The 21,333-nt window shown below is 70.9% G+C and carries 22 protein-coding genes and 2 pseudogenes; 15 read left to right on the top strand and 9 right to left on the bottom strand.

Annotation, left to right across the window (positions count from 1 at the left end; all coding sequences use genetic code 11):
- Positions 1-32: 32 nt before the first annotated feature.
- Both G6R25_RS26245 and G6R25_RS05275 read left to right on the top strand, forming a co-directional pair.
- A complete protein-coding gene (locus G6R25_RS26245) occupies positions 33-245 on the top strand; it encodes a PI-PLC domain-containing protein (RefSeq protein WP_235947483.1) in 213 nt (70 codons plus the stop codon).
- Positions 246-516: 271 nt separating this feature from the next.
- Positions 517-1,188 carry a hypothetical protein gene (locus tag G6R25_RS05275; protein ID WP_235947480.1) on the top strand — a complete coding sequence of 224 codons (672 nt, stop codon included), beginning with the start codon at positions 517-519 and terminating at the stop codon, positions 1,186-1,188.
- A 71-nt stretch (positions 1,189-1,259) separates the two neighbouring features.
- On the opposite strand, the gene G6R25_RS05270 is transcribed toward G6R25_RS05275, so the two are convergent.
- A complete protein-coding gene (locus G6R25_RS05270; protein WP_163552090.1) occupies positions 1,260-2,261 on the bottom strand; it encodes a nitrilase-related carbon-nitrogen hydrolase in 1,002 nt (333 codons plus the stop codon).
- A gap of 6 nt (positions 2,262-2,267) precedes the next feature.
- Here G6R25_RS05270 and G6R25_RS05265 point away from each other — a divergent pair, with 6 nt between their 5' ends.
- The 5 genes from G6R25_RS05265 to G6R25_RS26240 all read left to right on the top strand — a co-directional run bounded on the left by G6R25_RS05265 (position 2,268) and on the right by G6R25_RS26240 (position 5,929).
- On the top strand, positions 2,268-3,368 hold the full coding sequence (locus G6R25_RS05265; protein WP_235947476.1) for an agmatine deiminase family protein: 1,101 nt from the start codon (positions 2,268-2,270) through the stop codon (positions 3,366-3,368).
- A 79-nt stretch (positions 3,369-3,447) separates the two neighbouring features.
- On the top strand, positions 3,448-4,404 hold the full coding sequence (locus tag G6R25_RS05260; RefSeq protein ID WP_163552089.1) for a metal ABC transporter substrate-binding protein: 957 nt from the start codon (positions 3,448-3,450) through the stop codon (positions 4,402-4,404).
- 116 nt (positions 4,405-4,520) lie between these two features.
- A complete protein-coding gene (locus G6R25_RS05255; protein WP_163552088.1) occupies positions 4,521-4,712 on the top strand; it encodes a hypothetical protein in 192 nt (63 codons plus the stop codon).
- Between the two features lie 94 nt (positions 4,713-4,806).
- Complete coding sequence (locus tag G6R25_RS05250; protein ID WP_235947474.1) at positions 4,807-5,577, top strand: MATE family efflux transporter; 771 nt, start codon at positions 4,807-4,809, stop codon at positions 5,575-5,577.
- Positions 5,578-5,665: 88 nt separating this feature from the next.
- Entirely contained in the window at positions 5,666-5,929 is a 264-nt protein-coding gene (locus tag G6R25_RS26240) for a hypothetical protein (protein WP_235947472.1), read from the top strand.
- Between the two features lie 79 nt (positions 5,930-6,008).
- Here G6R25_RS26240 and G6R25_RS05245 read toward each other — a convergent pair whose 3' ends face one another.
- Both G6R25_RS05245 and G6R25_RS05240 read right to left on the bottom strand, forming a co-directional pair.
- A complete protein-coding gene (locus tag G6R25_RS05245) occupies positions 6,009-6,803 on the bottom strand; it encodes a dioxygenase family protein (RefSeq protein WP_163552087.1) in 795 nt (264 codons plus the stop codon).
- Entirely contained in the window at positions 6,764-7,504 is a 741-nt protein-coding gene (locus G6R25_RS05240; protein ID WP_163552086.1) for a hypothetical protein, read from the bottom strand. The genes G6R25_RS05245 and G6R25_RS05240 overlap by 40 nt, the downstream gene beginning before the upstream one ends.
- Positions 7,505-7,912: 408 nt before the next feature.
- On the opposite strand from G6R25_RS05240, the gene G6R25_RS05235 reads away from it, so the two are divergent.
- The gene (locus tag G6R25_RS05235; RefSeq protein ID WP_205446877.1) at positions 7,913-8,467 is read left to right on the top strand and encodes a Uma2 family endonuclease; all 555 of its coding nucleotides are present in this window, start codon (positions 7,913-7,915) and stop codon (positions 8,465-8,467) included.
- Positions 8,468-8,544: 77 nt separating this feature from the next.
- On the opposite strand, the gene G6R25_RS05230 is transcribed toward G6R25_RS05235, so the two are convergent.
- The 4 genes from G6R25_RS05230 to G6R25_RS05215 form a co-directional block, all read right to left on the bottom strand.
- Positions 8,545-11,895, bottom strand: a complete 3,351-nt coding sequence (locus G6R25_RS05230; RefSeq protein WP_163552084.1) for an NAD-glutamate dehydrogenase domain-containing protein — start codon at positions 11,893-11,895, stop codon at positions 8,545-8,547.
- Positions 11,896-12,065: 170 nt separating this feature from the next.
- The gene (locus G6R25_RS05225; protein WP_163552083.1) at positions 12,066-12,455 is read right to left on the bottom strand and encodes a type II toxin-antitoxin system VapC family toxin; all 390 of its coding nucleotides are present in this window, start codon (positions 12,453-12,455) and stop codon (positions 12,066-12,068) included.
- A complete protein-coding gene (locus tag G6R25_RS05220) occupies positions 12,452-12,697 on the bottom strand; it encodes a type II toxin-antitoxin system Phd/YefM family antitoxin (protein WP_136446901.1) in 246 nt (81 codons plus the stop codon). Before G6R25_RS05220 ends, G6R25_RS05225 begins: the two co-directional genes overlap by 4 nt.
- A gap of 297 nt (positions 12,698-12,994) precedes the next feature.
- Complete coding sequence (locus tag G6R25_RS05215; protein ID WP_235947490.1) at positions 12,995-13,654, bottom strand: TetR/AcrR family transcriptional regulator; 660 nt, start codon at positions 13,652-13,654, stop codon at positions 12,995-12,997.
- Positions 13,655-13,762: 108 nt separating this feature from the next.
- Between G6R25_RS05215 and G6R25_RS05210 the strand changes: the two genes are divergently transcribed.
- Together G6R25_RS05210 and G6R25_RS31250 are read left to right on the top strand one after the other, a co-directional pair.
- Entirely contained in the window at positions 13,763-14,782 is a 1,020-nt protein-coding gene (locus tag G6R25_RS05210) for an NAD-dependent epimerase/dehydratase family protein (RefSeq protein ID WP_163552080.1), read from the top strand.
- 295 nt (positions 14,783-15,077) lie between these two features.
- Positions 15,078-15,513 (top strand): annotated as a pseudogene (locus tag G6R25_RS31250) (VOC family protein).
- Between the two features lie 139 nt (positions 15,514-15,652).
- Here G6R25_RS31250 and G6R25_RS05200 read toward each other — a convergent pair.
- Positions 15,653-16,005: pseudogene (locus G6R25_RS05200) on the bottom strand (DDE-type integrase/transposase/recombinase); the annotation flags it as partial.
- Between G6R25_RS05200 and G6R25_RS05195 the strand changes: the two are divergent.
- Entirely contained in the window at positions 15,975-16,154 is a 180-nt protein-coding gene (locus G6R25_RS05195; protein ID WP_163552079.1) for a hypothetical protein, read from the top strand. The pseudogene G6R25_RS05200 and the gene G6R25_RS05195 overlap by 31 nt on opposite strands.
- A 1,069-nt stretch (positions 16,155-17,223) precedes the next feature.
- Here the strand turns inward: G6R25_RS05195 and G6R25_RS28675 are convergent.
- A complete protein-coding gene (locus G6R25_RS28675; RefSeq protein WP_268904093.1) occupies positions 17,224-17,352 on the bottom strand; it encodes a hypothetical protein in 129 nt (42 codons plus the stop codon).
- A 366-nt stretch (positions 17,353-17,718) separates the two neighbouring features.
- Between G6R25_RS28675 and G6R25_RS26235 the strand changes: the two genes are divergently transcribed.
- From G6R25_RS26235 to G6R25_RS05180, 4 genes are read left to right on the top strand one after another with little or no spacing between them, the layout of a single operon-like run.
- Entirely contained in the window at positions 17,719-18,804 is a 1,086-nt protein-coding gene (locus tag G6R25_RS26235) for a toll/interleukin-1 receptor domain-containing protein (RefSeq protein WP_235947469.1), read from the top strand.
- Positions 18,805-18,858: 54 nt separating this feature from the next.
- Positions 18,859-20,013, top strand: coding sequence for a DUF559 domain-containing protein (locus G6R25_RS26230; RefSeq protein ID WP_235947466.1), 1,155 nt, complete (start codon positions 18,859-18,861; stop codon positions 20,011-20,013).
- Positions 20,010-20,804 (top strand): hypothetical protein, encoded by a 795-nt coding sequence (locus G6R25_RS05185; protein WP_136449272.1) that lies wholly within the window; start codon positions 20,010-20,012, stop codon positions 20,802-20,804. The genes G6R25_RS26230 and G6R25_RS05185 overlap by 4 nt, the downstream gene beginning before the upstream one ends.
- A complete protein-coding gene (locus tag G6R25_RS05180; protein WP_235826430.1) occupies positions 20,801-21,328 on the top strand; it encodes an ATP-binding protein in 528 nt (175 codons plus the stop codon). Before G6R25_RS05185 ends, G6R25_RS05180 begins: the two co-directional genes overlap by 4 nt.
- The last annotated feature ends 5 nt before the right edge of the window (positions 21,329-21,333 follow it).

The raw sequence follows: 21,333 nt of genomic DNA, 5'->3' as shown, positions 1-21,333 counted from the left end.
GCCGGGTGGGGCGCGGCTCGCGCACCGCGCAGATGCTGCTTGTCAACCACTGGGTGGACGGGGACGATCCGGGCCGGCCCGACGCCGACGCGGTCAACCGGGAACCCGTTCTACTCGCCCACCTGCGCCGCTGTGAACAGGCCGGGCTCACCCCGACGTTCCTCGCGACCGACTTCACCACGATCGGCGATCTGGTCCCGACGGTGGCGACGCTGAACGCCCAGCGCAGCCGCTCCCCCCGCTGAGCGGACCCCTTTCCGCCAGGCCGGCGCCGCGCGGGCTTTTATCAACCGGTTCATCGGGACGCTCCGGGGTAATCGCCAAGGGAAACATCTCGGCAACGGCTACCGACGCCCCGGACGGAAAGAAGGTCCCGAGATTTCGTCGAACCCTCGCCGATCCGCGCACGGCGGATCTTCTCATCCGCGGCCGGAGTCGAATTCCCGGACGCGTCGGCCTGTCTCGCCCGCTCCGGAAGCCGCCCGCGGCGGGGCCAGGCCGTGGCTGACCGTCGTCGTGCTGGCCGCGCTGTCGGTCGCGGCGTTCCTCGGCGGCGGCCGGCCGGGCGGCGGCGGTGGCGGGCCTCGGCAACCCGCCCTGGTGGTCGGCGACTCCTTGGTCACCGTGGCCGCCCGGGCCACCGACACCGGCCCGGTGCATCTCGTCGGCTACCCGGGACTCGACCCCAGCGTCTACGCCGACGCATCCTCGCCGTTGATCTCCGGCGACCTGGCGGCGGCGGACCGGCCACGGACCGTGGTGCTGAACTGGAACGGCAACAACCCCGGCGGCCTCGTCGGCACCCAGCTCATCGCCACCTACCGGGCCGAGCTGACCGCGCAGATCGACTGGTACCTGCGCCATAGAGTGACCCGGATCGTGCTGGCGGCGGCCGTACCGTCCTCGTTCAACAGCACGTCCGGCCAGGTCGACTGGACGACGCCGGCCTCCCGACTGCCAGGCTGGATGCTGGGCAGCGTGCGGCTCAACGACCTGTACCGGCAGCTCGCCGACGAGTCTGCGGGCCGGGTGCGCTACTCGGAGCGGGCGGCGCGGGCGATTCATCCGGCGATGGCCTTCAACACCGAGCTCGACGGCCACCGGTGCATCGTCGACTTCATCCATCCCGCGCCGTACTGCGCGAAGCGGTACGCCCACGCGCTGGCGTCCCTGACCGCCGAGCGCTGAGCCGTCTCGAACCGCGCTGGGCGTCTCACGCCTGCACGCCGCGAAGTCCAGAGGCTCGGCGACCCGGAGTTCTACGACCCGTCGACGTCGCCCGTGCGCGGCTCGGCCAGCCCCCGGTAGGCGTCGGGGCGGCGGGTGGTGAGGAACGGGAACAGGGTGAGCCAGTCCCTGCGCTGGTCGAGGTCGAGATCGGCGACCAGCACCGCCGGGACGTCGCGGGGCGCCTGGACCAGCACCCGGCCGTACGGGTCGCTGATGAACGAGCTGCCGTAGAAGGTCAGGGCGCCCTCGGTCCCGATCCGGTTGATCGCGATCATGAACGTCCCGTTGGCAATCCCGTTACCGACGATCACACTGTGCCACAGCGGCTCGGTGTCGAAGTCGGGATGATCGGGCTCGGATCCGATCGCCGTCGGGTACACGAGGGCATCGGCGCCGGCGAGGGAGTAGGCCCGGGCGAGCTCCGGGAACCACTGGTCCCAGCAGGTGGGGAAGCCGAACCGGCCCTGCTGCAGCTCGACGACCGGGAAGCTGTCCGCCCCGGCCGGCCCGGGGCGGAAGTACCGGTCCTCGTGGTAACCGGCAGTGACCGGGATGTGCATCTTGCGGGTCCGGGCGAGCAGCGCGCCGTCCGGGCCGACGACGATGGCGGTGTTGAAGCCCAGCCCGTCGGCGCCGTCCGCCCGCTCATACAGCGACATGTGCACCGCGATGCCGAGCTCCGCGGCGAGACCGGCGGCGAGGGTGCGCGTCGGCCCGTCCTCGACGCTCTCGGCCAACGCGGCGGGTCCGGCGCCGCCCCCCGCCGGGTCGCCCCCCGCTGGCTGGCCGACCGGTGGCCGGTCGACCGGGGGCACGTCGGCGAAGTAGCGCGACAGCGTCAGTTCCTGGAAGCAGACGAGCTGGGCGCCGAGCTCGGCCGCGGCGAGCGCGCCGGCCCGCAGCGCGGCGGCGTGCTCCGCCGGGTCGGGATGCCAGCGGTGCTGCACCGCCCCGATCCGCAACGGCGCGCGCGCCGGCGGCGCCACCCGGGCCGGCGAGGCGGGCGTCCCGATGCTGGTGATCGTCAGCATGCCCCGATGCTCTCACGGCCGCAGGGACCGGTGGCGAGCATCGGGCCTGCGATGATGGCCCGCGTGCCCGCCGTCCCCACCGCTCGCCGGATGCCAGCCGAATGGGAGCCGCATACCCGGACCTGGATGGCGTTCCCGCCCCCGAACGACACCTTCGGCGCGCAAGGCTCCCCCGGCCTCGCCGCGGCCCGCTCCGCCTGGGCCCGGGTGGCGGCGACGATCGGCCGCCACGAGCCGGTCACCCTGATCGCCGCCCCGGGTCAGGGCGCGACCGCGGCGGGGCTGGTCCCGCCCACCGTGACGGTGATCGAGATCGAGCTGGACGACGCCTGGGTGCGCGACAGCGGCCCGACGTTCACGATCGACGGCGGTCGGCATCTCGGCGCCGTCGACTGGATCTTCAACGGCTGGGGCGCCCAGCAGTGGGCGAGCTGGGCCGCGGACCGGCTGCTGGCCACGGCCGTCGCCGAACGGGCCGGCGCGGCGGTGCGCCACTCGGCGCTGACGAACGAGGGCGGCGGGATCGCCGTCGACGGCGCCGGCACCGTGCTGCTGACCGAGACGGTCCAACTCGACCCGCACCGCAATCCCGGCTGGGACCGCGCCCGGGTGGAGGCGGAGCTGCACGCCCAGCTCGGCACGACCAGGGCGATCTGGCTGCCGCGGGGGGTGGCGCGCGACTACGACCGGTTCGGCACCCGCGGGCACGCCGACGTCGTCGCCGCATTCGTCCGGCCCGGCCTCGTCGCCGTGCACAGCCAGCCCGACCCGGCTCATCCCGACCACGCGACGACCCGGGAGCTGGCCGCGCTGCTGCGGGCGAGCCGTGACGCCGCCGGCCGCCCGCTGGAGGTCGTCCAGATCGCGGCGCCGACCGTGCTGGAGGTCGACGGGGGCCCGGCCGGCTACTCCTACCTCAACTACTACGTCGCCAACGGCCTGGTCGTCGCCGGCGTCTTCGACGACCCCCGCGACGCCGACGCCCTCGACCTGCTCGCCCGGCTGTATCCCACCCGCCGGGTCGAACCGGTGGACGCCCGGGTGATTTTCGGTCACGGCGGCGGCGTGCACTGCATCACCCAACAGCAGCCCGCGCTCATCCGCTGACCGTCGCCGAGCGACTTATTGACATCCGTTTTCGGAATCGTTTTCATCAGGAGCGTCCACTCTGCGAAGTGAGGATCCCTTGCCCCACATCCCCCTCCCCCGCTCCACCTCCACCCGGCTCGTGGCCGGCCTGGCGCTGTTCGCGGCTCTCGCAGCCAGCTGCGGCTCGTCCTCCGCCGACGCCGACGCCGCGGCCGCCGACAAGCGGCTGCCGGTCGTCACGACGACGAGCCAGACCGCCGACTTCACCCGGGTCCTCGGCGGCGACCGGGTCCGCGTCGCCCAGCTGCTGAAGCCGAACGTCGACCCGCACGACTACGAGCCCACCCCGGCCGACCTCGAGGCGGTCGGCGACGCCCGGGTGTTGGTCGAGAACGGCGTCGGGCTGGAGAGCTGGCTTGACGACGCCGTCGGCGCCGCCGGCTTCGACGGGGTCCGGGTCGACGCGAGCCGTGGCGTGACCATCCGCTCCGGCAACGGGGACGAAGAAGAGAAGGCCGGCGACCCGCACATCTGGCACAACCCGCTCAACACCAAGATCATGGTCGCGGACATCGAGCGCGGGCTCGCCCAGGCCGACCCGGCGAACGCCGGCTACTTCCACGCCAACCGAGTCGCCTACGACACCAGGCTCGACGCCCTCGACGGCGACATCCGCCGTCAGATCGCCACCATCCCGCCCGCCGACCGCAAGCTGGTCACCAACCACGACGCCTTCGGCTACTACATCGACCGCTACGGCCTCACCTTCGTCGGCTCGATCATCCCGAGCTTCGACACCGCCGCGGAGCTGTCCGGCAGGAACATCAGGGACATCGTGGACAAAATCCGAAAGACGGGCACCAAGGCCGTCTTTTCCGAGTCCTCGCTGCCGCCACGGACCGCGCGGACCATCGCGGACGAGGCCGGCGTTCGGGTCGAGGCCGGCGAGGACTCGCTGTACGGCGACACCCTCGGCCCCGCCGGTTCCGACGGTGCCACCTATCTGCAGATGGAGGAGCACAACACCCGCACGATCGTGGCCGCGCTGCACTGAGGCGCCAACGTGCACGCCCGCTTACCCAAAGATGACAGTTACGTCACGGTAGAGTCGGCGCCGGCATGGGCGCAGCCGCGCTGACGGATCGGACGAGGCCGGGGGCCCGACTCGACGTGGATGAGGACCTGAGGCTCGGCACGGACCACGCGACCTGCGCGGACGAGGCGGTGCCACAGCCGCGGCACCGCGACCACTACCCCGGGCACCTGGACCGCCCGGGCTACCTGGACCTCTCCCAGCTGCTCGACCGCCCCGAATACCACCTCGAACGCCTCGACGACCTGATCCAGCGTCGCCGCCCGTGAGCTAACTCGCGAGGAACCCCCGCAGCAACCCGCGGCGGCGCCGTCGCGGTCCCGCAGCCGGATCAACGCGCTGGTCACGGTCGGCGACCAGGTGGTGTCGAGTGGCACCAACGCGGCGATCAACTTCATCATCGCCCGCCGGGTGGACTCGAGCGAGTTCGGCGCGTTCGCGATCGCCTATACGATCTTCGCGATGGTCGTCGGGTTGTCCCGGGCGGCCGGGACGGCGCCGCTGGGGATCAGCTACGCGACGTCCCGGCGTCGACATTCCGCTCAGGCGGTGCGGGCCACGGCCGGCACGGCGCTGGTGCTCGGCGCCGCCGTCGGCGTGGTCCTGGTCCTCGTCGGCGCCGCACTGCACGGCACGGTGGGGCTGAACCTGGTCGCGATGGGCGTCGTCATGCCGGCGCTGCTGGTGCAGGACGCCTGGCGCTACGCCTCGTTCGCCCAGGGCCGTCCACTGCTCGCCGTCGGCAACGACCTCGTCTGGGCGGCGGGGCTCGCGGTCGGCGTCGGCCTGCTCGCCGCCGGTTCGGCCACCGGCGGCGGCGCCGTGGCACTGGTCCTGGTCTGGGGCGCGGCGGCGGCCCTCGCCGCGCTGGTCGGCGTCGCGCAGCACCACGCCTGGCCCGATCCGAAGCGGGCGCTGGCGTGGTTCACCGGTCACCGCGAGACGACCGGCTTCATGACCGCGGAGTTCATCTCGCTGCAGGGCGCCCAGCAGACGTCCACCCTGATCATCGGGGCGGTCGGCTCCCACCTCGCTCGTCGGCGCCCTGCGCGGGTTGCAGACCCTGCTGGCCCCCACGACGAACCTGGCCGTCGCGTTGATGAGCTTCGCCATCCCCGAGTTCTCTCGGCGTAAGCACATGCCGCCCAGCCGGGTCATCCGCGGCGCCTACCTGGTCTCCGGGCTCGTGGTCGTCTCCAGCACGCTGTGAGGACTGGCGTTCATGCTGCTGCCCACCGACTTCGGCGCGGCCCTGCTCGGCGACACCTGGAACGAGACCCGCGACCTGCTGCTGCTCGCCGTCGTCGCGCAGGTGGGCCCGGGGCTCGCGGTCGGCCCGGCCGCGGTGCTCTACGCCTTCGGCAAGACCCGGCTCACCTTCTGGATCAACCTGTTCTTCGTGCCGTTCCTGCTCGCCTGCCCCGTCACGGGCCTTTTCGTCGGTGGCGCCAAGGGGGTCGTCGTCGGCAACATCATCGTGTTCTAGGCGACGATCCCACCCTGGCTCTACCACCTGCACCGCCAGGTCCGCACCGCCGCGCCGCGCTGACGCCGCCCGCGGCGGGTCAGGCGGGCACGTCAGCCGGCACCACCGCGCCGAACTGGACCGAACGCATCGAGTTCCCGTACCAGAAGCCGTGGTGCGGGAAGATCACCGGCTCGGGGATGTCGAGCGCGGCGCCCAGGGCCACGAACAGCGGGACGAAGTGTTCCTGGCTCGGCAGGGCCCGGCGTACCCCGGGCGCGCGGTCGCGGTAGTGCACCAGGGCGTCGAGATCGCCGCGGCCGAGCGCGTCGGCCACCCAGGCGTCGAAGGCGGCCACGTCGGGATGGGGGTCGCTGTCCGGGTTCGACAGGTCGGCGTGGCCGGTGGAGTGGGTGAGCAGACCCGTGGCGAAGATCAGCACGCCCTCGTCCCGCAGCGGCGCCAGCCGCCGGCCGAGCTCCAGCAGGCCGACCGGGTCCTGCGTGGGCAGGGAGATCTGGAGTACGGGAACGTCCGCGTCCGGGTACATGTAGATCAGCGGGATGAAGGCACCGTGGTCGAGCCCGCGGTCGGCCTGCTCGACAAGCGGCTGGCCGGGGCCGAGCAGGCGGGCGACCTCGGCCACGAGATCCGGGGCCCCGGGAGCCGGAAAGCTCAGCCGGTAGAAGCGCTCCGGGAAGCCGTAGAAGTCGTAGTACAGCGGGACGGGCGTGGTCGTCGCCCCGTACGCGATCGGGTTCTGCTCCCAGTGCGCGGAGATCACCAGGATCGCCCGGGGACGCGGCAGCGCCCGGCCCCAGGCGGCGAGCTCGGCGGTCCAGTGCGGATGGTCGATCAGCGGCGGGGCGCCCTGGGTGGCGTAGATCGCGGGCATGCGCGCGCCGCCAGCGGCGGAATCGAGCGGGGAGAAAGCAGACGCGGTCGACACTGGCTCGTGCTCCTTGTCGTCATGAAACAGACCTTCAGCGTACGGAGGCTCCGGGGTCGGGCCCGAACGCTCGCGGGCGTCACAGTTCGGTCCTCGGGAGCCGGCCGCCGGGGTGCTTGGCACGGCGGGCTCGACGCGACTGTGGGCGGCGAGCCATGCCGCCGCGAGACCGTGACGATGAATCCCGTCGTCGCGATCCCACCACTGCCGGACCTGGCGTGGTCGCCCAGCAGGGTCAACCCGACGATCGCGGGGACGATGGTCTCCGCCGTCGCCTGCCCCGCCATGGCAAGCGTGACCGAGCCCCGTTGCAGGGCAGCGGCGAAAGCGATCATGCCGATCGCCCCGTATACGAGCAACGCCCAGGACAACGGATCGGTGACGACATCGACGACGGTCCGGTCGGCCTCCAGCGCGCGAGCGCACAGCGCCGTTGCGCCGAACGCCAGACCGGACAGGCCGCCGAGGGCGAGGACGGCGCGCTCGCCGGCCAGCGCCCGGCCAGCCCAGAAACAGCCCAGGGCGGTCGGGAGGAGGCCGAGCGCGATCAAGGCCACGGACAGCGACCCCAATGGTTTCGCTTTTCCCGGCGCGGCGGTGGCCGCGAGGAGGACCACCCCGAGCCCGAGGACGACCAGGGTGGCCACCTGGGCCCGGTCCAGCCGAACCCCGCAGGACGATTCTCGCCAGCACGGCCGTCACGCCGACGCTGGCCACCAGGATCGCCTGGACGGCGAACAACGGCAGGGTCCGCACCGCGACCAGCGAGAACAGCCAGCCGACCAGGTCCAGCCCCATCCCGACAAGATAGGGAGCCTGGGCCGCCAGCCGCACCAGCAGGCGAGGATCAAGGCCGCCGGCGGCGGCGGTCCGGCGAGCGCCGATGCTCTGCAGGATCGAACCGACGCCGTAGCAGACAGCGCACGCGAAAGCCGCCAGATACGCCGTCACCACCCGCTCAGCCTAGACTCGCCCACCGAGCCGGCGGCGTTACCCTTACATCGAGCGGGCTGGGTCCCCAGGCTGGTTCCGGGAGGTGCGCCATGAGCGCGGAGATGGTCGCGCCCGCCTGGATGCACCAGCAGATCACGGCCGAGCAGTATGACTCCTGGTCCGAGGAGCAGTGTTCGGGCATCGAGATCGTGGATGGGATGGTCGTTGTGACCCCCAGCGCCTCCCCACGGCACAACCGGCTGGCCCGACTCGTCGCGAACGCCCTGGACGCGGCCGGGAGGGCCGACTGGAACGCCGACACGGACTTCGACGTCCGGCTCCAGGACGTGCCGCTCACCACCCGCCGTCCCGACGTGGTGGTCTACCGCACCAGCATGATCGACAGCGCGCCGATGCATCCCGAGAACGTGCTGCTGGTCGTCGAGGTCGTCTCGCCGGGTTCCGAGAGCACCGACCGCATCCTCAAACCCGGGCAGTACGCCCGCGCCGGGATCGCCTTCTACTGGCGAATCGAACAGTCTGCCGCGGGCGTCCCGCTTGTACACACCTACGTGCTCGACCCGGCCGAGCGAACCTACCGAGTGGGCGACGTTCACACCGGAGTGATCGAGGCCACGGCACCCTTCACCGCGAAGATCGACCTCACGCACCTGTAACGAAAGGCTGCCGAATGGTGCGCGGCGCGGCGGTCACACCAGCCCCGCTGATCGTCCTGCACGGCGGCGCGCTCCCGTCAGGGAACGAGGTCCGCCAGGTCGTCGAGCCGGAGCACGACCACGGCCACCATGGCACTGGTGACCTCCGGCGCCTCCACCACCTCGTCCACCACCGCGCGAACCCGGCTGGCGCCACCGCTGCGGGCGGCCCGCTCGACCGCCGCGTCCAGATCGCCGCCCGCCCTCGCCAGCAGCGCCTCGACCAGCTGGGCATGGCTGCTGGCAAGCTTCGACCGCAGCGACGCCTTCGCCATCGTCTCCCAGTAGGAGTCCCCGGGCCGGTCGACGATACGGGTGGTCAGCCGGCCCAGCCCGAGCCGAACGCCGAGGTCGAAGTACGCGGTCAGCACCTCGGTCACCGCGATGTCGTGCTGCAGCGCCACGTCGACGATGTCGAGGACGTTGACCATCACCTTCAGCCTCGCGACCTGCTCCGCCGCGCGCAGCGGCAAGCCGGCGCCGAGCAGCCGACGCCGCACGGTCTCGATGGCGTCAAGTTCCTCCCGGGCGCCCAGGCGGCGCAGCGTCTCCGGCAGCGCCATCGCCACCTCGCTGACGCCGTCGTAGTAGCGCATGGTCTCGACGGTCAGGTCCAGCGGCCTCGGCCGCCGCCGCAACAGCCACTGGGCCGCATACTCCTGCAGCATGCGGCACCGCAGCAGTGCCTCGACGGCGGCGTCGACCCGGTCGCCGCCGGGCACGTCGCCACGGCGGCGGGCCCGGCGGGGCGCTCCCGCGGCCGGCTGGTGATGGCCGTCGACCGCCTCCCAGACCCACGCCAGCCCGAACAGGTCCCGGGTGATGAGGAAGGCACGAACACCGTCAACCGGCGGCGCACCGGTCAGTTCCTCCAGCCGGAACAGGAAGCCGGCGCCGACCCGGTCGACGAGGTCATTGGCGAGCTGGGATGCGGCGATCGCCCGCCACAGCGGATGCCGGTCAAACCGCGGGCTGATCAGGGGACGGAGCGTGGCCGGCAGGTAGGCGTCCAGCGCCTCGGCGGTCGCCGGCTCGGCCAGCAGTTCCGACCCGACGAGCTCGCCGAAGACCTCGCGTTTGCCGTAGGCGTGCAGGATCGCGATCTCGGGACGGGCCAGCACCGGGCCCCTGCCCATCCGCGCGCGCATCACCTCCTGGTCCGGGACGGGGTCGACGGACGGGTCGAGGATGCCCGCAGAGACGAGGTGACCGGTGAGCCGAGCCATGCCCTCGACCGACACCGCGGCCTGCCGTTCGGAGACGCTCAGCGACAGCACCTGCCGGGCAGAGTCGGCGAGGACCAGCTGCACGACCTCGTCCGTGGCCGCCGCCAGCAGATCGTCCCGCCCAGACGGGTCCACCGGGGCGGTGCCCGGAGAGCTCCCACCGATCGGACCAGGCACGCGGCCGGCGGCAGCAAGACCGATCTTGAGGTTCACCTCGCGGTCCGAGCAGTCGACGCCGGCCGAGTTGTCGATAAAGTCGGTGTTGCACCGGCCGCCCGCCAGGCAGTACTCGACCCTGGCCGCCTCCGTCAGGCCGAGGTTGCCACCCTCGGCCACGACTCTCGCACGCAGTTCGGACGCGTCGACCCGGCGGCGGTCGCGCGCCTTGTCGCCGACCGCGTGGTGGTCCTCGCGCGATGCCTTGACCCAGGTGCCGATCCCGCCGTTCCACAGCAGGTCGACCGGCGCACGCAGGATCGACCGGATCAGCTCGTCCACGGTCAGGCATTCGGCGTCCACCCGGAGCCGTGCACGGATCTGCGGGGACAGCGGGACCCGTCGGGCCGACAGCGGAAACACTCCTCCACCGGCGGACAGCGCCGACCGATCGTAGTCGTCCCAGCTGCTGGCGGGCAGCGCCGCAAGCCGCCGCCGCTGCGCATACGAGCGGTCCGGGTCGGGGTCGGGGTCGAGGAAGAGGTGTCGGTGGTCGAACGCGGCGACGAGGCGCAACTGGTCCGACTGCAGCAGTCCGTTGCCGAACACGTCCCCCGACATGTCCCCGATCCCGACGACGGTGATCGGTTCACCGTCGGCGTCCACCCCCAGCTCGGCAAAGTGGCGCCGCACCGACTCCCAGACGCCCCGGGCAGTGATCCCCAGCGCCTTGTGGTCGTAGCCGGTCCGGCCACCAGAGGCGAAGGCGTCGCCGAGCCAGTAGCCGGACTCGACGGCGATCGCGTTCGCCAGATCGGAGAACCGGGCCGTGCCCTTGTCCGCCGCGACGACGAGATAGCTGTCCTCGCCGTCGTGACACACCAGCCCGGGCCGGCGGACGGTGACCCCGTCGACCCGGTTGTCGGTCAATGCCAGCAACGCGCGGATGAAGGCCGCGTAGCAGGCGCGGCCCTCGGCCTCCCGCCGCCGCGGGTCGTCCGGAGGGCGCCGCAGGACGTAGCCGCCCTTGGCCCCGTCGGGCACGATCAGCGCATTCTTGACCCGCTGTGCCTTCATCAGCCCGGCGATCTCGGCACGCAGGTCCTCGGTCCGGTCGGACCAGCGGATCCCGCCGCGGGCGACCAGCCCGGCGCGCAGGTGCAGGGCGTCGAAGCGCGCCGTGCTCACGAAGACCTCGGCCGCGGGAAGGGGACGCGGCAACCACCGCAGCCGGCCTGGGTCGAGCTTCACCGCGAGCGCCTCGCCCGGCAGGTAGTAGGTGGTGCGCACGACGGCGAGGACGACGTCGCGCAGGCGGGTGAGCAGCAGGTCCTCATCGATGCCGGCGACCGTGTCCAGGTCGCGGTCAAGGCTGGCCGCCAGTTCCGCGGCGCCGTCCGGGTCTTCGGCACCGGGACGCATCCGGGCGTGGAACAGCGCGACGAGGTCCCGCACGAAGGACCCGCGCGCAGTCAGCATCCGATGCCCGTACGCCTCGCTCAGCGGCAGCCCGGCGTGCAGCAGGTACCGCAGCAGGGCCCGCAGCAGCGCAACCTCGCCGGCGGTCAGCCCCGCGGTCAGCACCAGCCGGTCGAGTGGGTCGCTGTCGGCCCGCCCCGCCCAGATCGCCCTCAGCGTCTCGCCCAGCTCGCCGACCTGCGCCAACGCCTGGGTGGCCAGCTCGGGGGGGCCGAGAATCCGGTACTCGTCGACGCTGACGGTATCGCCGGTTGCGCACCCATCGCCCGAGCCGGCTGGCTCAAGAGGATGTTGGTCCTCGGCCCGCAGGCCGAGATTGGCGAGCATCGGGACGACGTCGGCCAGCGGCGGGCCGGCGCCGGGCCAGGCCAGCCACAGCGAAAGCGGGCAGCTGTCGTCGACCCGCCGCACCGCCAACCCCGGCGCGCCCTGCGCGGCCAAGGCGGCGCGCGCCTCGTCGGTCGCGGCAGGACGGCCCGAGGCAGGGTCACTGGCCGCTCTGGCCGCTGATCCGATCGAGGCGCTCATCGCATCTCCCTGACGGCCACGGATCGACCGCACAGACAACAACTCACTGCTACTGTTCCCAGCCACATCGTGATGATTCGCCATCGCGAGGGCGCCCGGCGGAAACTCGCCCGCCGGCGAAGTCCTCGCGTTGCAGCGGGACACCCCGATTGGCCAGGTCGCCCTACACCTCAGGCTGGCGCCGCGACGGGCAGACCGCGCGCCCGGGCGGCTTGCGCCAACCGCTTGTCGTAGACCACGAACCAGGTGAGCACGGGCGCGAGTTCTTCGGCGGTGGCGAGGTGGATCGCGTCGAGGCTGCGCAATGTCATCCCGGGGAGCTGTGCGGCTGCGTCGAGGACCGCATCAGTGATGGGTTTCTGGTGGAGCAGGGCGAGCACCGCGCGCAGCACCGGCAGGGCCGCCGGTTCGCTGCGAACGAGCGCCCTGGCGACTTCGGTCCGTGCCAGCGCGGACGCGGCCAACGGTTTCGGATTCGCCGCCAGCCACGCCCGCAACGCGTCGGTCTCGGCCTCCTGCCGAGCCAGCTTGACGATCGCCGAGCTATCCAGGTAGATCACATGCGGTCCTCGCGTAGCTCGGACACGACCTCGGCGGTGTCGCCGTCGTGAGTCGCGGTGGCCGGCCTGATCGCGAGCAGTGCCGCGATCCCTCCCGGGTTGCTCGCCGGCGTCAGTTTGCCCTCACGTATGAGTTCGTCGACGGCCGGATCACCGGTGTCGGGTAGGGGGACGAGCATCGCGATCGGCTGGTCATGCTCGGTGATGAGTACGGTTTCCCCGGCCGCGGCTCGATGGATCATCTTGGACGTCTGCCGAGTAATCTCCCGAATCCCCACCCGCATTATCATAACTAAATGTTATCACATCCGACGCGATGTTTCTCCGGTGGAGTCGTCGTCTCGGGGTGACCCGTCCTCGCGGCCGGAGTGGACGTCCCTCAGCACCATCGTGAGGACCGCGACGGCCACCAGGTCTGCGCCGACCCGGCCGGGTAGCTGCCCGGCCGGGTTCTGGGCCGAGCCACGCCGGTGCACGTCGAAGACCCCATCGTGGCGATCAGCCGACCGTGGGGACCTCCGTCGCCTACAAAGATCAAACTAAGCTCGCGGTCGTCGCAGCAGTGCCTCGACGGTCGAAGCGACACGGCGGATCATCTCGTCGGGGGTCGTGCCGAGAGCGGTGCAGCGGGCCTCGACGGGGCCGTCGAGCCACAGCGTCACGTAGCCGACCGCCAGCGACCAGATCATGTGCAGCACGGGCTCAGGGTCGCCGGGAGGAACAGCGCCTTCGTCCTGCGCGGCTAGAACGGTCGACCGTAGCAGCTCGATCGGACGTGCTCCGGCCGCCGTCACCTCCGGGTGCACGGCTGACTCGGCGAGTTCGGGGCGCAGCATCACGCGCATGTGCGCGGAATGGTCGGCGGCGAAGCTGGCGTAGGCCACGAGCAGTTCGCGCAACGCGGCGACGGCGTCGGAACTGCCGGCCCGAACGGCGTCGAGCCGACTGAACAGCAGATCGTGTCCGTCGACGACAATCGCCGCGAACAGCGCCGCACGGTCGGCGAAGTGGTGGTACGGCGCGCCCGAGCTGACGCCGACCTCCCAAGCGAGCCTGCGCAGGCTCAGCGCCCCGACACCTTCCGCTGCCACCAGGTCCAGTCCGGCGGCGATGAGTTGCGCGCGTAGCGCGCCGTGGTGGTACGGCCGCGCGTTGGGGTCGGTGTCCGAGTCGGTGTGCTGATCGACGCCTTGCCGCATCGTCACAGTCTATCGCCTTGACCTATCGCCTTGACCGACATCTAAGCACTGCTTAGACTGCGATCTGAGCACCGTTTAGATAGCCGTGGCCCACCACCGGTGCAGCCGATGTCCCGACCTCTCGCCCTCGTCACCGGCGTGACCGGTTTCCTTGCCGGCCACTGTGCGATCGATCTGCTCGACCACGGCTTTGACATCCGTGGCACGGTCCGCGACCTGTCACGCGCACCCGTCGACCACCTGCGCGCCGCCGCCGCACGAACCGGAGGGCGCCTCGACCTCGTCATGGCATCACTGCTCGACGACGCCGGATGGGACGCCGCCGTCGATGGCGTCACGGTCGTCGAGCACGTCGCCTCGCCCGCCCCGAAGTACCGCCCCAAGGACGAGGAGGAGTTGATCCGTCCTGCGGTCGGCGGCACCCTGCGCGTGCTGCGAGCCGCGGGCCGCGCGGGGGTGAGGCGGGTCGCGCTGACGTCATCGGTCGATGCCGTCCGCAGCGGGCACGACCTGTCCGACGGGCGGGAGCGCACCGAAGACGACTGGTCGGTCGTCGAACGCTGCGAGCCGTACGCCAAGAGCAAGACACTCGCAGAACGGGCCGCGTGGGCCGAAGCCGAACGACTCGGACTCGAACTCGTCGCGCTCAACCCGAGTCTGGTCCTGGGTCCGACCCACAGCCCGGAGACCAACGTCTCCGTCGATGTCGTGCGACAACTGCTCACCCGGCAGCTGCCGGCCCTGCCTCGACTCGGCTTCGCCCCCGTCGACGCGCGCGACGTCGCCACCGCACACCGACTAGCGCTGCAGGTACCGGCCGCCGCGGGCCGCCGGTACATCCTGTCGACCGAGGCCGTCTGGCTCGCCGACATCGCCCGAATCCTCGCCCAGGAATACAACCCCCGCGGCTGCCGGGTCCCGGACCGGCCGATCCCAAGCTGGGCGGTCCGGCTCGGCGCGCGGATCAACCCCATCATGCGACTCGCGCTGCCACTCCTCGACACGCCGGCCCGCACCTCGTCCGCCCGTGCGCGCGCCGAACTCGGCTGGACCACCCGCGACGTGCGGACCACCATCGTCGAAACCGCCGAGTCCCTCATCACGACCGGCGCCGTCCCCGGGCGCTGAACGCGCGGGCAGCCGATCGTTTGCGGGCGCGTATGCGATTGTGATCAAGGCGTGGTTCGTGTGAGCTCCTTGATCCTCGACCTCAGGCGGCCGGGTGCGGTGGCCAGCCAGGTAGGCCAGGGCCGGCCGGCTGGTCAGGACCTGCTCGGGAATGCCGTTGGAATCCAACACCGCCGCCGCGGAGTTGTCGGAGGGAATGTCTACCTTGGTCGCCATGGTGGGTGCGAGTACCGAAACGGCCAGACGGCCCATCGCCCACATAGTTGCTCGGGCCGCTGTCACTGACGGGGGACGCATGACCCGCGACATCCAGATCACCTTTGACTGCGCAGACCCGGCGGGGCTCGCGGCCTTCTGGGTCGAGGTCCTCGGCTACCGTCCGCAGGAACCGCCCGCCGGTTTCGCGTCCTGGGAGCAGGCCCTGGCGGCGATGGACGTTCCACCCGAGCGCCACGACGATGCCGCGGCGGTGGTCGACCCCACCGGCTCCGGTCCACGGCTGTTCTTCCAACGGGTCCCGGAGGGCAAACGGGCCAAGAACCGCGTTCACCTCGACGTACGAGCCGCGCCCGGGCTCGAGGGCGAGGCTCGGATGGCGGCGCTGGAGCAGGAGGCCGAGCGGCTCCGTCGGCCACGGCGCCACCCGACTACACCGCCACGAGCCCACTCCACCGCACGCCGGACACATCGTGATGGCCGACCTCGAGGGCAACGAGTTCTGCCTCGACTGAACAGGCGATCGGTTCACAGGACTGAGCTGCCCCGGGTTTGGTGGAGGCCGGGGTCGTTGGGTCACACCAGACGAGCCTCCGCCAGCGCTGTCGCGTCTGCGGTCGGCGCGGCACACCGAGGCCCGGGAGGCCGCGTTGATCAGACTGCTTGGGCGAGTTCGGTGAACGCCGCTGATAACCGCGGCCGTGGGGCGGTGTCGGTTCCGAGTTCGTAGTGGCCGCGGGGGATGTTCCGGACGAGCGCGTGTTGGTGCTGATCGTCTGGGCGGAGCGCAGGCGTTTCAGCCCACGCATCGGCCGCATTCGTGCTTTCAGCCGGCCGCGGTTGGCCTCGATCCGGTTGTTCTCCCACCGCGCGCCGACGTGGCAGACCACGGGGCGTAGCGCGTCGAGGACCCGCGGATAGACGGGTGCCTTGTCGGTGGTGACCTCGACCAGCCGGCCGCCGCGCCACGCACGTCGTGCTCGACGCCGGCCTGCTGGCGCACCGCGGTTACAGCGTCGCCGGCCAGGCGCTGCTCGCTGCGGCGTCCGGGCTGGGTCACCGGCCTGTCGCCGCGCGGCTCGCGGTTCCCGAGGACACCGCGCGGCTCGCTGCGTCGCGCCCGAGGCTCGGCCCCCTACCTGCCAAGATGAGATGAGACGGGTCCCCTTCGTCCCTGTCCAGGCGGCGGCGAACAGGTTGCCCTTCAGGTCCAGGGTGGCGACTGCTTCGTCGCCGGGGAGCACGGGGATTGCGGAGAGCCAGTCGGCGAGTTCCTGACGTCGGCGGCTGCCCCGGTCTCGCAGGTCGGTCCACGTGGTGAGCTCACCGAAGGTCACGAACGTGATCAGCGGCCGGCGGCCGATCAGACGGGTCGCCACGGGTCCGCTGAGCCTGCTCTTGTGGCTCAGGGAGGCCACGTCGGTGTCCAGGACGACGGGCTGCACGGCGGCGCGTCGCGACGACGCTCGGCGTAGGTGAACGCGAGGAACTCGTCGAGCTCCTCGTCAGAGTCGAAGGTGTCGGCGGCCAGGTCGTCGAGGGACCGGATGGGTTGTGTACCTCGCGGGTGTTTCCGGCTGGCCGTGAACCAGGACCAGGATACGGCGGTGCCCAGGTCGTTACCTGTGACCGGCTGTAGTCCGAAGAAACCGTCGCCTTGTCGTCGACATCGAGGAGGAACCGTTTTGGCAGTCCTGATGCACGAGCGGATTCTCGATTCGATCGACGCCTAATTCGAGCTCTCGCCCCAGCTGCTGGCGCTCGCCCTCGACGTACCGTCACTCGAACAGGACCAGACCGAAACATGCAGCCCTCGGACCGCATGTCAAACGGTTAAGGAGCTGCTACCGGCCGGCCGGTAGTCGGCGCGCGACATACATAATGCTCACCGCCACCCGGTCTCAGCCATCTCGACAGCGGCAGTGCGCGTCAGGCGAACCACAGATTCAGGTCCTGGTCACTGCCGCTCTCTGGGAACCCCGACCATGCGCTCCGAGACACATGACCCAGCCGCCCCGCACCGGGCGTCCCAACATCAAAGCGGTCGTCTGTCGTGGGTGAAATCCGCTGTGCTATCCCCAAGGTCGGCGCCCAGTGCGGCGGCGAAGCTTCTGAAAGAATCGCTTCGCTCGACGAGCACGCCGAGAGTTCAAGATTGCTTACAAGGCGCTTTAGTTGGAACGGGATCATGGACTCGACGTCGTCCAGCTGCGCGTCTGGCGGCGTCAGTCGAACCGCGAGAACCACTCGATGAGACCACGGTCGAGCACGATCAGCCGCACATGGTGTTCCGACTGATCGTCCTCGAGCTGCCACCACCTCGCCTGACGATGGGCATCGGCATCGATGATCACCTTGGTCGACGTTGCCCGGACAGTGGCCGACACATAGGACACAATCGACAGTCCGTGAGCGTGTGAGCAGGATTCGTCACATCTCCGCGCGACGGTAAGGTCGGCGATCCACGGGTCGGATGTCGATCAACGGACGAACCACCTCGTGGCCGCGGTTCGCGCGATTTACTTGCACCGGGCGTGGCGGACCGCTGCTCCGAAGTGAGATCCTCATCCCTCCGTTCTCCATTCGGCGCCTAACCAGGAACGATGTCCGGTGAGCCCCGAGCGTGCGCTATCGTCCGGCGGTGAACGCGGGTCCGCGCTACCCGGCGGAGCCTCTATAGCCGGAGAGGCCGTCAGCTGCATTGACCCGGTGTCTTCCAGATGGCGTGTGCCCGCTTCGCTCGCCCGTCGGAGTTCCACCGATCCCGTCCACACCTCGCACCGGGCGCACACAGCGCACCACCAGAGCGGCGCCCCTGCCGCCAATGTAATAATTGCGACGCGGGCCGGCAGACGGGGGCGGGCCCGGACGGGGGTGAACCTTGTGTCGCCAGAGGGTCGGTGGGATTTTTCCTTTCCTATTCCGCGTCGGACCTTGCCTGGGCCGAGTGGCTTGCCTGGCAGCTGGAGTCCGCGAATTATCGGGTCTTGATCAAGGCGTGGAATTTTGTGCCGAGATCGAACTGGAGTTCGCATATCCAGGCGGGCATTGTGGGCTCGAAACGCACGATTCTGGTGCTCTCGGCGGCCTACCTGCGTTCCCTTGACGACGTGCCCGAATGGCAGGCAGCCATCGCGGCGAACCCGTCCGGATCCGACCGGCGCCTGCTGCCTATCCGCGTCGAGGAGTGCGCGGCGCCGGGCCTGCTGGCTCGCCTGGCGCCGATCGACCTGTTCGACGGCTCCCCCGAGTCCGCCCGCGACACCTTGCTTCAGCTCGTTCGCCATGCCTTGGACGGCCGCGCCAAGCCTACCGCCGAACCAGCATTCCCTCGTCGGACGCCGGCCGCGTCCGCGATGCGGCCGGCGCCGGCCTTCCCCGCCAGCACCCCGAGGCCGGCTGGCGCCCCCAGCCAGGCCAGCACTCCCAGCCCGGCTGGCGTCCCGGGCAAGACCGACAGGCCAGCTCCGGGCTCCGCCGGGGGGCAGGCCGGCGCTTCTGCCTCTCCCACAGTCCGCCCAGCCGGTCCCGGCGCCGCGCTCGCCCGGCGGGGAACATCCGAGACCTGTGAGGCAGGGCGTCCGGCCAACCAGTCCTGCGGCGGCGCGCGCACCTCGCGGGCCCTGCTGACCACGCCGCATTCCAGCGGGCCGGCCGGAGACCCCCATATCCCGCCGCCAGCACCATCATTGCCACCGCCGTCACCCACTGGTGAGGCGAGTGCTCCGGCTTCGCCCGCCGACGGCCGTGCGGTAGCGCCGCCGTCGCGATCGGTCGCCGCAGTCGCGGTGCCTGGTGCGTCCTGAGCCGCGTTGCCGACCGCGCGGTTGACCTGGCTCAAGGGAACGACGGACGCCGCTGTGCGTCGCGCACTCGACCCGCTGCCGGACGACGCGCCCGCCGCCGTCGCCTACCGCCCACCCGTGCACGCCTCCATGCCCGCCCATCAGCAAGCGCTGCTTGACGAGCTGGAGGCGTTGGCAATGGCCATGCTGCCAGCTTGGCTGCCCGAGAGCGAGGTGATCGAGTCCGCCGGAGGAGCCGCACCGGCGACGGTACGGAAACTCGCCTCGGGAATCGCCGACACGTTGGGGATCTCGTCGCGATACCTGGCTGACCTCGCCGAGCGCGCGCTGCGTGGCGGACCGCAGCCACGAACCAGCCGCTTTCCGCCGGACATACGGGCGGTGGGGGTCACCCAGACGATCGCCTCGGGGTTTGGCCGAGCGCACCTGGCGCTGGTCGTCGATCCGGCCGCGCAGGAATCGCATCCCGCCGAGCAGCGAGCGCTGCTGGACGCACTGGAGTGGTTCGCGTACCAGGGCCGTGCCGGTGTCTGGCTGACCGGGCAGCCGAACGCTCCACACGCTGACCGGATCCAGGCTTTGCCCTGCCCGTTAAGTCCCGCGAACGACCGGTCCACCCGTGCCGTCCCGCCCGGCTCGACGGCAGCACCGGTCCCACCACCTACGACCACTGCGCGATCCCCACGCGCTTTGCCGGGCACATTCGCTGCGCCGGTCACATCCATTCCGGCGCGGCCGACGTCGCCGGCCGCGCCGGAGACGCCGGCCGAGGAGGCGCTGCTGACCAGCGTGCCGCCCGCGGTGACGACACCGACGGCTCCGGCTGCGACGACACCGGCGATGCGGGGACGGCCACATCCGGCGAGCAGAGCGGAGCAGTGGCTCGAACGTGCGCTGAGCCGACATGCCTGGGCGCGTGGCAGGGCCTGGAACCAGCCGCACCGGTCGGGACCGCTCACAGCGCTGATCTACGTCGACCTGGCGTGGTTCGCCGAGCGGGTCGTCGTCGAGGTGGACGGCCCTGAGCACCGCGCAATGGCGCACTACGAACGCGACCGCTGGCGGGACAACGAACTCGGCCTCGAGAGGTTCACCGTCCTGCGGTTCACCAACGACGCGGTTCTCGGCGACCTGGACCTCGTCATCAACCAGATCGAGCGCTGCATAACGGCACGCCGGACACCATCGGAAGAGGCAACCAACCCATGACCCGCGTCAGCTCGGCGTTTCGCGGTGGCTCGGCCACCCACGACGCGACGGCCCTCACCATCCGGCAGGCAGCGATCCTGCTGGCTCTGCTTGCCCAGAACCAACCCATCTCCAACAACGAGCTGCGGAACCGGTTTGGCTTCACCCTGGTCGGCGACGACCGGCGTCACCTCAACGATCTCGGCCTGGTCGGCAGCGAAAAGATCCCCGGCCATGGCAACGTCCTCTTCCACGAGCTGACGGACGCCGGTTGGAACAGGGCGTCTCGGGAGCTGACCCCAAGTGCCGAGTTCACCAGGCTCAGCGTGCCCGCCGGCGTTTTCTTCGCGTTCGCCGAGGGGGTGGCTCGGTTCCTTGAGCGTGAGCAGCGAACGATTGGCGAGGTGCTCGGCGCGTACGCCGGGCTGCCCGACAGGCGCTGCGCTGGTTCGCCCGAGACGGATCTGGCCGGGACCGGTCAGCCGGTGGCGGCCTCTGCGCCGAAGGAGCCAACGGCGTCGACGGAGGCCGATCGGATCGAGAACCCTGCCAGCCTGGAGACGGCGATCCGGGCGGCGTACGCCAGCCTGGCGACCGACGCTCGCGACTGGGTGCGGCTGGCCGACGTCCGACCGCTGCTCGGAAGCGTAGACAGGAGACAGGTCGACAGGGTGCTGCGACAGATGGCCCGACAGCCCGATGTGCGGGTGGTGCCGGACGAGGACCAGAAGTCGCTGACGGCCGCCGACCGCGCAGCGGCGGTCCGCATCGGTGAGCACGACAACCATCTGCTGCTGATCGGGTCGGTATGAGCGCCGAGCTGGAGGCGCTCGACGCCATCAAGTTGGACTGGGTACACGGACTCGAGGACGTATGGCGCGACTCGCCGGTGCACGTCGACGGCGTCCACGTCGAGCCGCGTCGGCGCATTCTCGCGGCTTTGGAGCGGCTCGGCGACGGGAAGCCGCCGGGCATCGTCGTGCAGGGTCAGGCCGGCACGGGGAAAACACATCTGCTCGGCTGGGTGCGTCAGCAGGTCGAAAAGCGGGGCGGCTACTTCTTTCTGATCGGCCCGGTGAGCGGGGACGCGTTCGCCGAGAGCGTCGTCTCGGCGATGCTTACCGACCTGTTCCGGACAGTCGACGGCGAGACGCAGGTTCGGCGCTTCCTGTTGGCGCTGTGTGCACAGTTTCTTGTGCCCGCGGAGCTGGCAACCGCGGTCGTCGGAGACCGGCCTCTGGAGCCGCCCCACCTCAAGGACCTCGTCGTCGCGTTCTTCGACTACGACGGGGCGCTGGCCCGCGAATGCCAGCGCACGCTGAGCCTTTCCCGGTAACGTTT

Origin of the sequence: Candidatus Frankia alpina (assembly GCF_902806485.1) — a bacterium.
GTDB classification, from domain to species: Bacteria; Actinomycetota; Actinomycetes; order Frankiales; family Frankiaceae; genus Frankia; species Frankia alpina.
This window is presented reverse-complemented; position numbering and strand designations above follow the sequence as displayed.

Coding starts and splice junctions, on each gene's coding strand:
- G6R25_RS26245 (WP_235947483.1), top strand. CDS start 33: ATGCTGCTTGTCAACCACTGGGTGGACGGGGACGATCCGGGCCGGCCC.
- G6R25_RS05270 (WP_163552090.1), bottom strand. CDS start 2,261: ATGCTGACGATCACCAGCATCGGGACGCCCGCCTCGCCGGCCCGGGTG.
- G6R25_RS05265 (WP_235947476.1), top strand. CDS start 2,268: ATGCTCTCACGGCCGCAGGGACCGGTGGCGAGCATCGGGCCTGCGATG.
- G6R25_RS26240 (WP_235947472.1), top strand. CDS start 5,666: ATGCTGCTGCCCACCGACTTCGGCGCGGCCCTGCTCGGCGACACCTGG.
- G6R25_RS05245 (WP_163552087.1), bottom strand. CDS start 6,803: ATGCCCGCGATCTACGCCACCCAGGGCGCCCCGCCGCTGATCGACCAT.
- G6R25_RS05235 (WP_205446877.1), top strand. CDS start 7,913: ATGGTCGCGCCCGCCTGGATGCACCAGCAGATCACGGCCGAGCAGTAT.
- G6R25_RS05230 (WP_163552084.1), bottom strand. CDS start 11,895: ATGAGCGCCTCGATCGGATCAGCGGCCAGAGCGGCCAGTGACCCTGCC.
- G6R25_RS05220 (WP_136446901.1), bottom strand. CDS start 12,697: ATGATCCATCGAGCCGCGGCCGGGGAAACCGTACTCATCACCGAGCAT.
- G6R25_RS05215 (WP_235947490.1), bottom strand. CDS start 13,654: ATGCGGCAAGGCGTCGATCAGCACACCGACTCGGACACCGACCCCAAC.
- G6R25_RS05210 (WP_163552080.1), top strand. CDS start 13,763: ATGTCCCGACCTCTCGCCCTCGTCACCGGCGTGACCGGTTTCCTTGCC.
- G6R25_RS26235 (WP_235947469.1), top strand. CDS start 17,719: ATGGCGTGTGCCCGCTTCGCTCGCCCGTCGGAGTTCCACCGATCCCGT.
- G6R25_RS05185 (WP_136449272.1), top strand. CDS start 20,010: ATGACCCGCGTCAGCTCGGCGTTTCGCGGTGGCTCGGCCACCCACGAC.
- G6R25_RS05180 (WP_235826430.1), top strand. CDS start 20,801: ATGAGCGCCGAGCTGGAGGCGCTCGACGCCATCAAGTTGGACTGGGTA.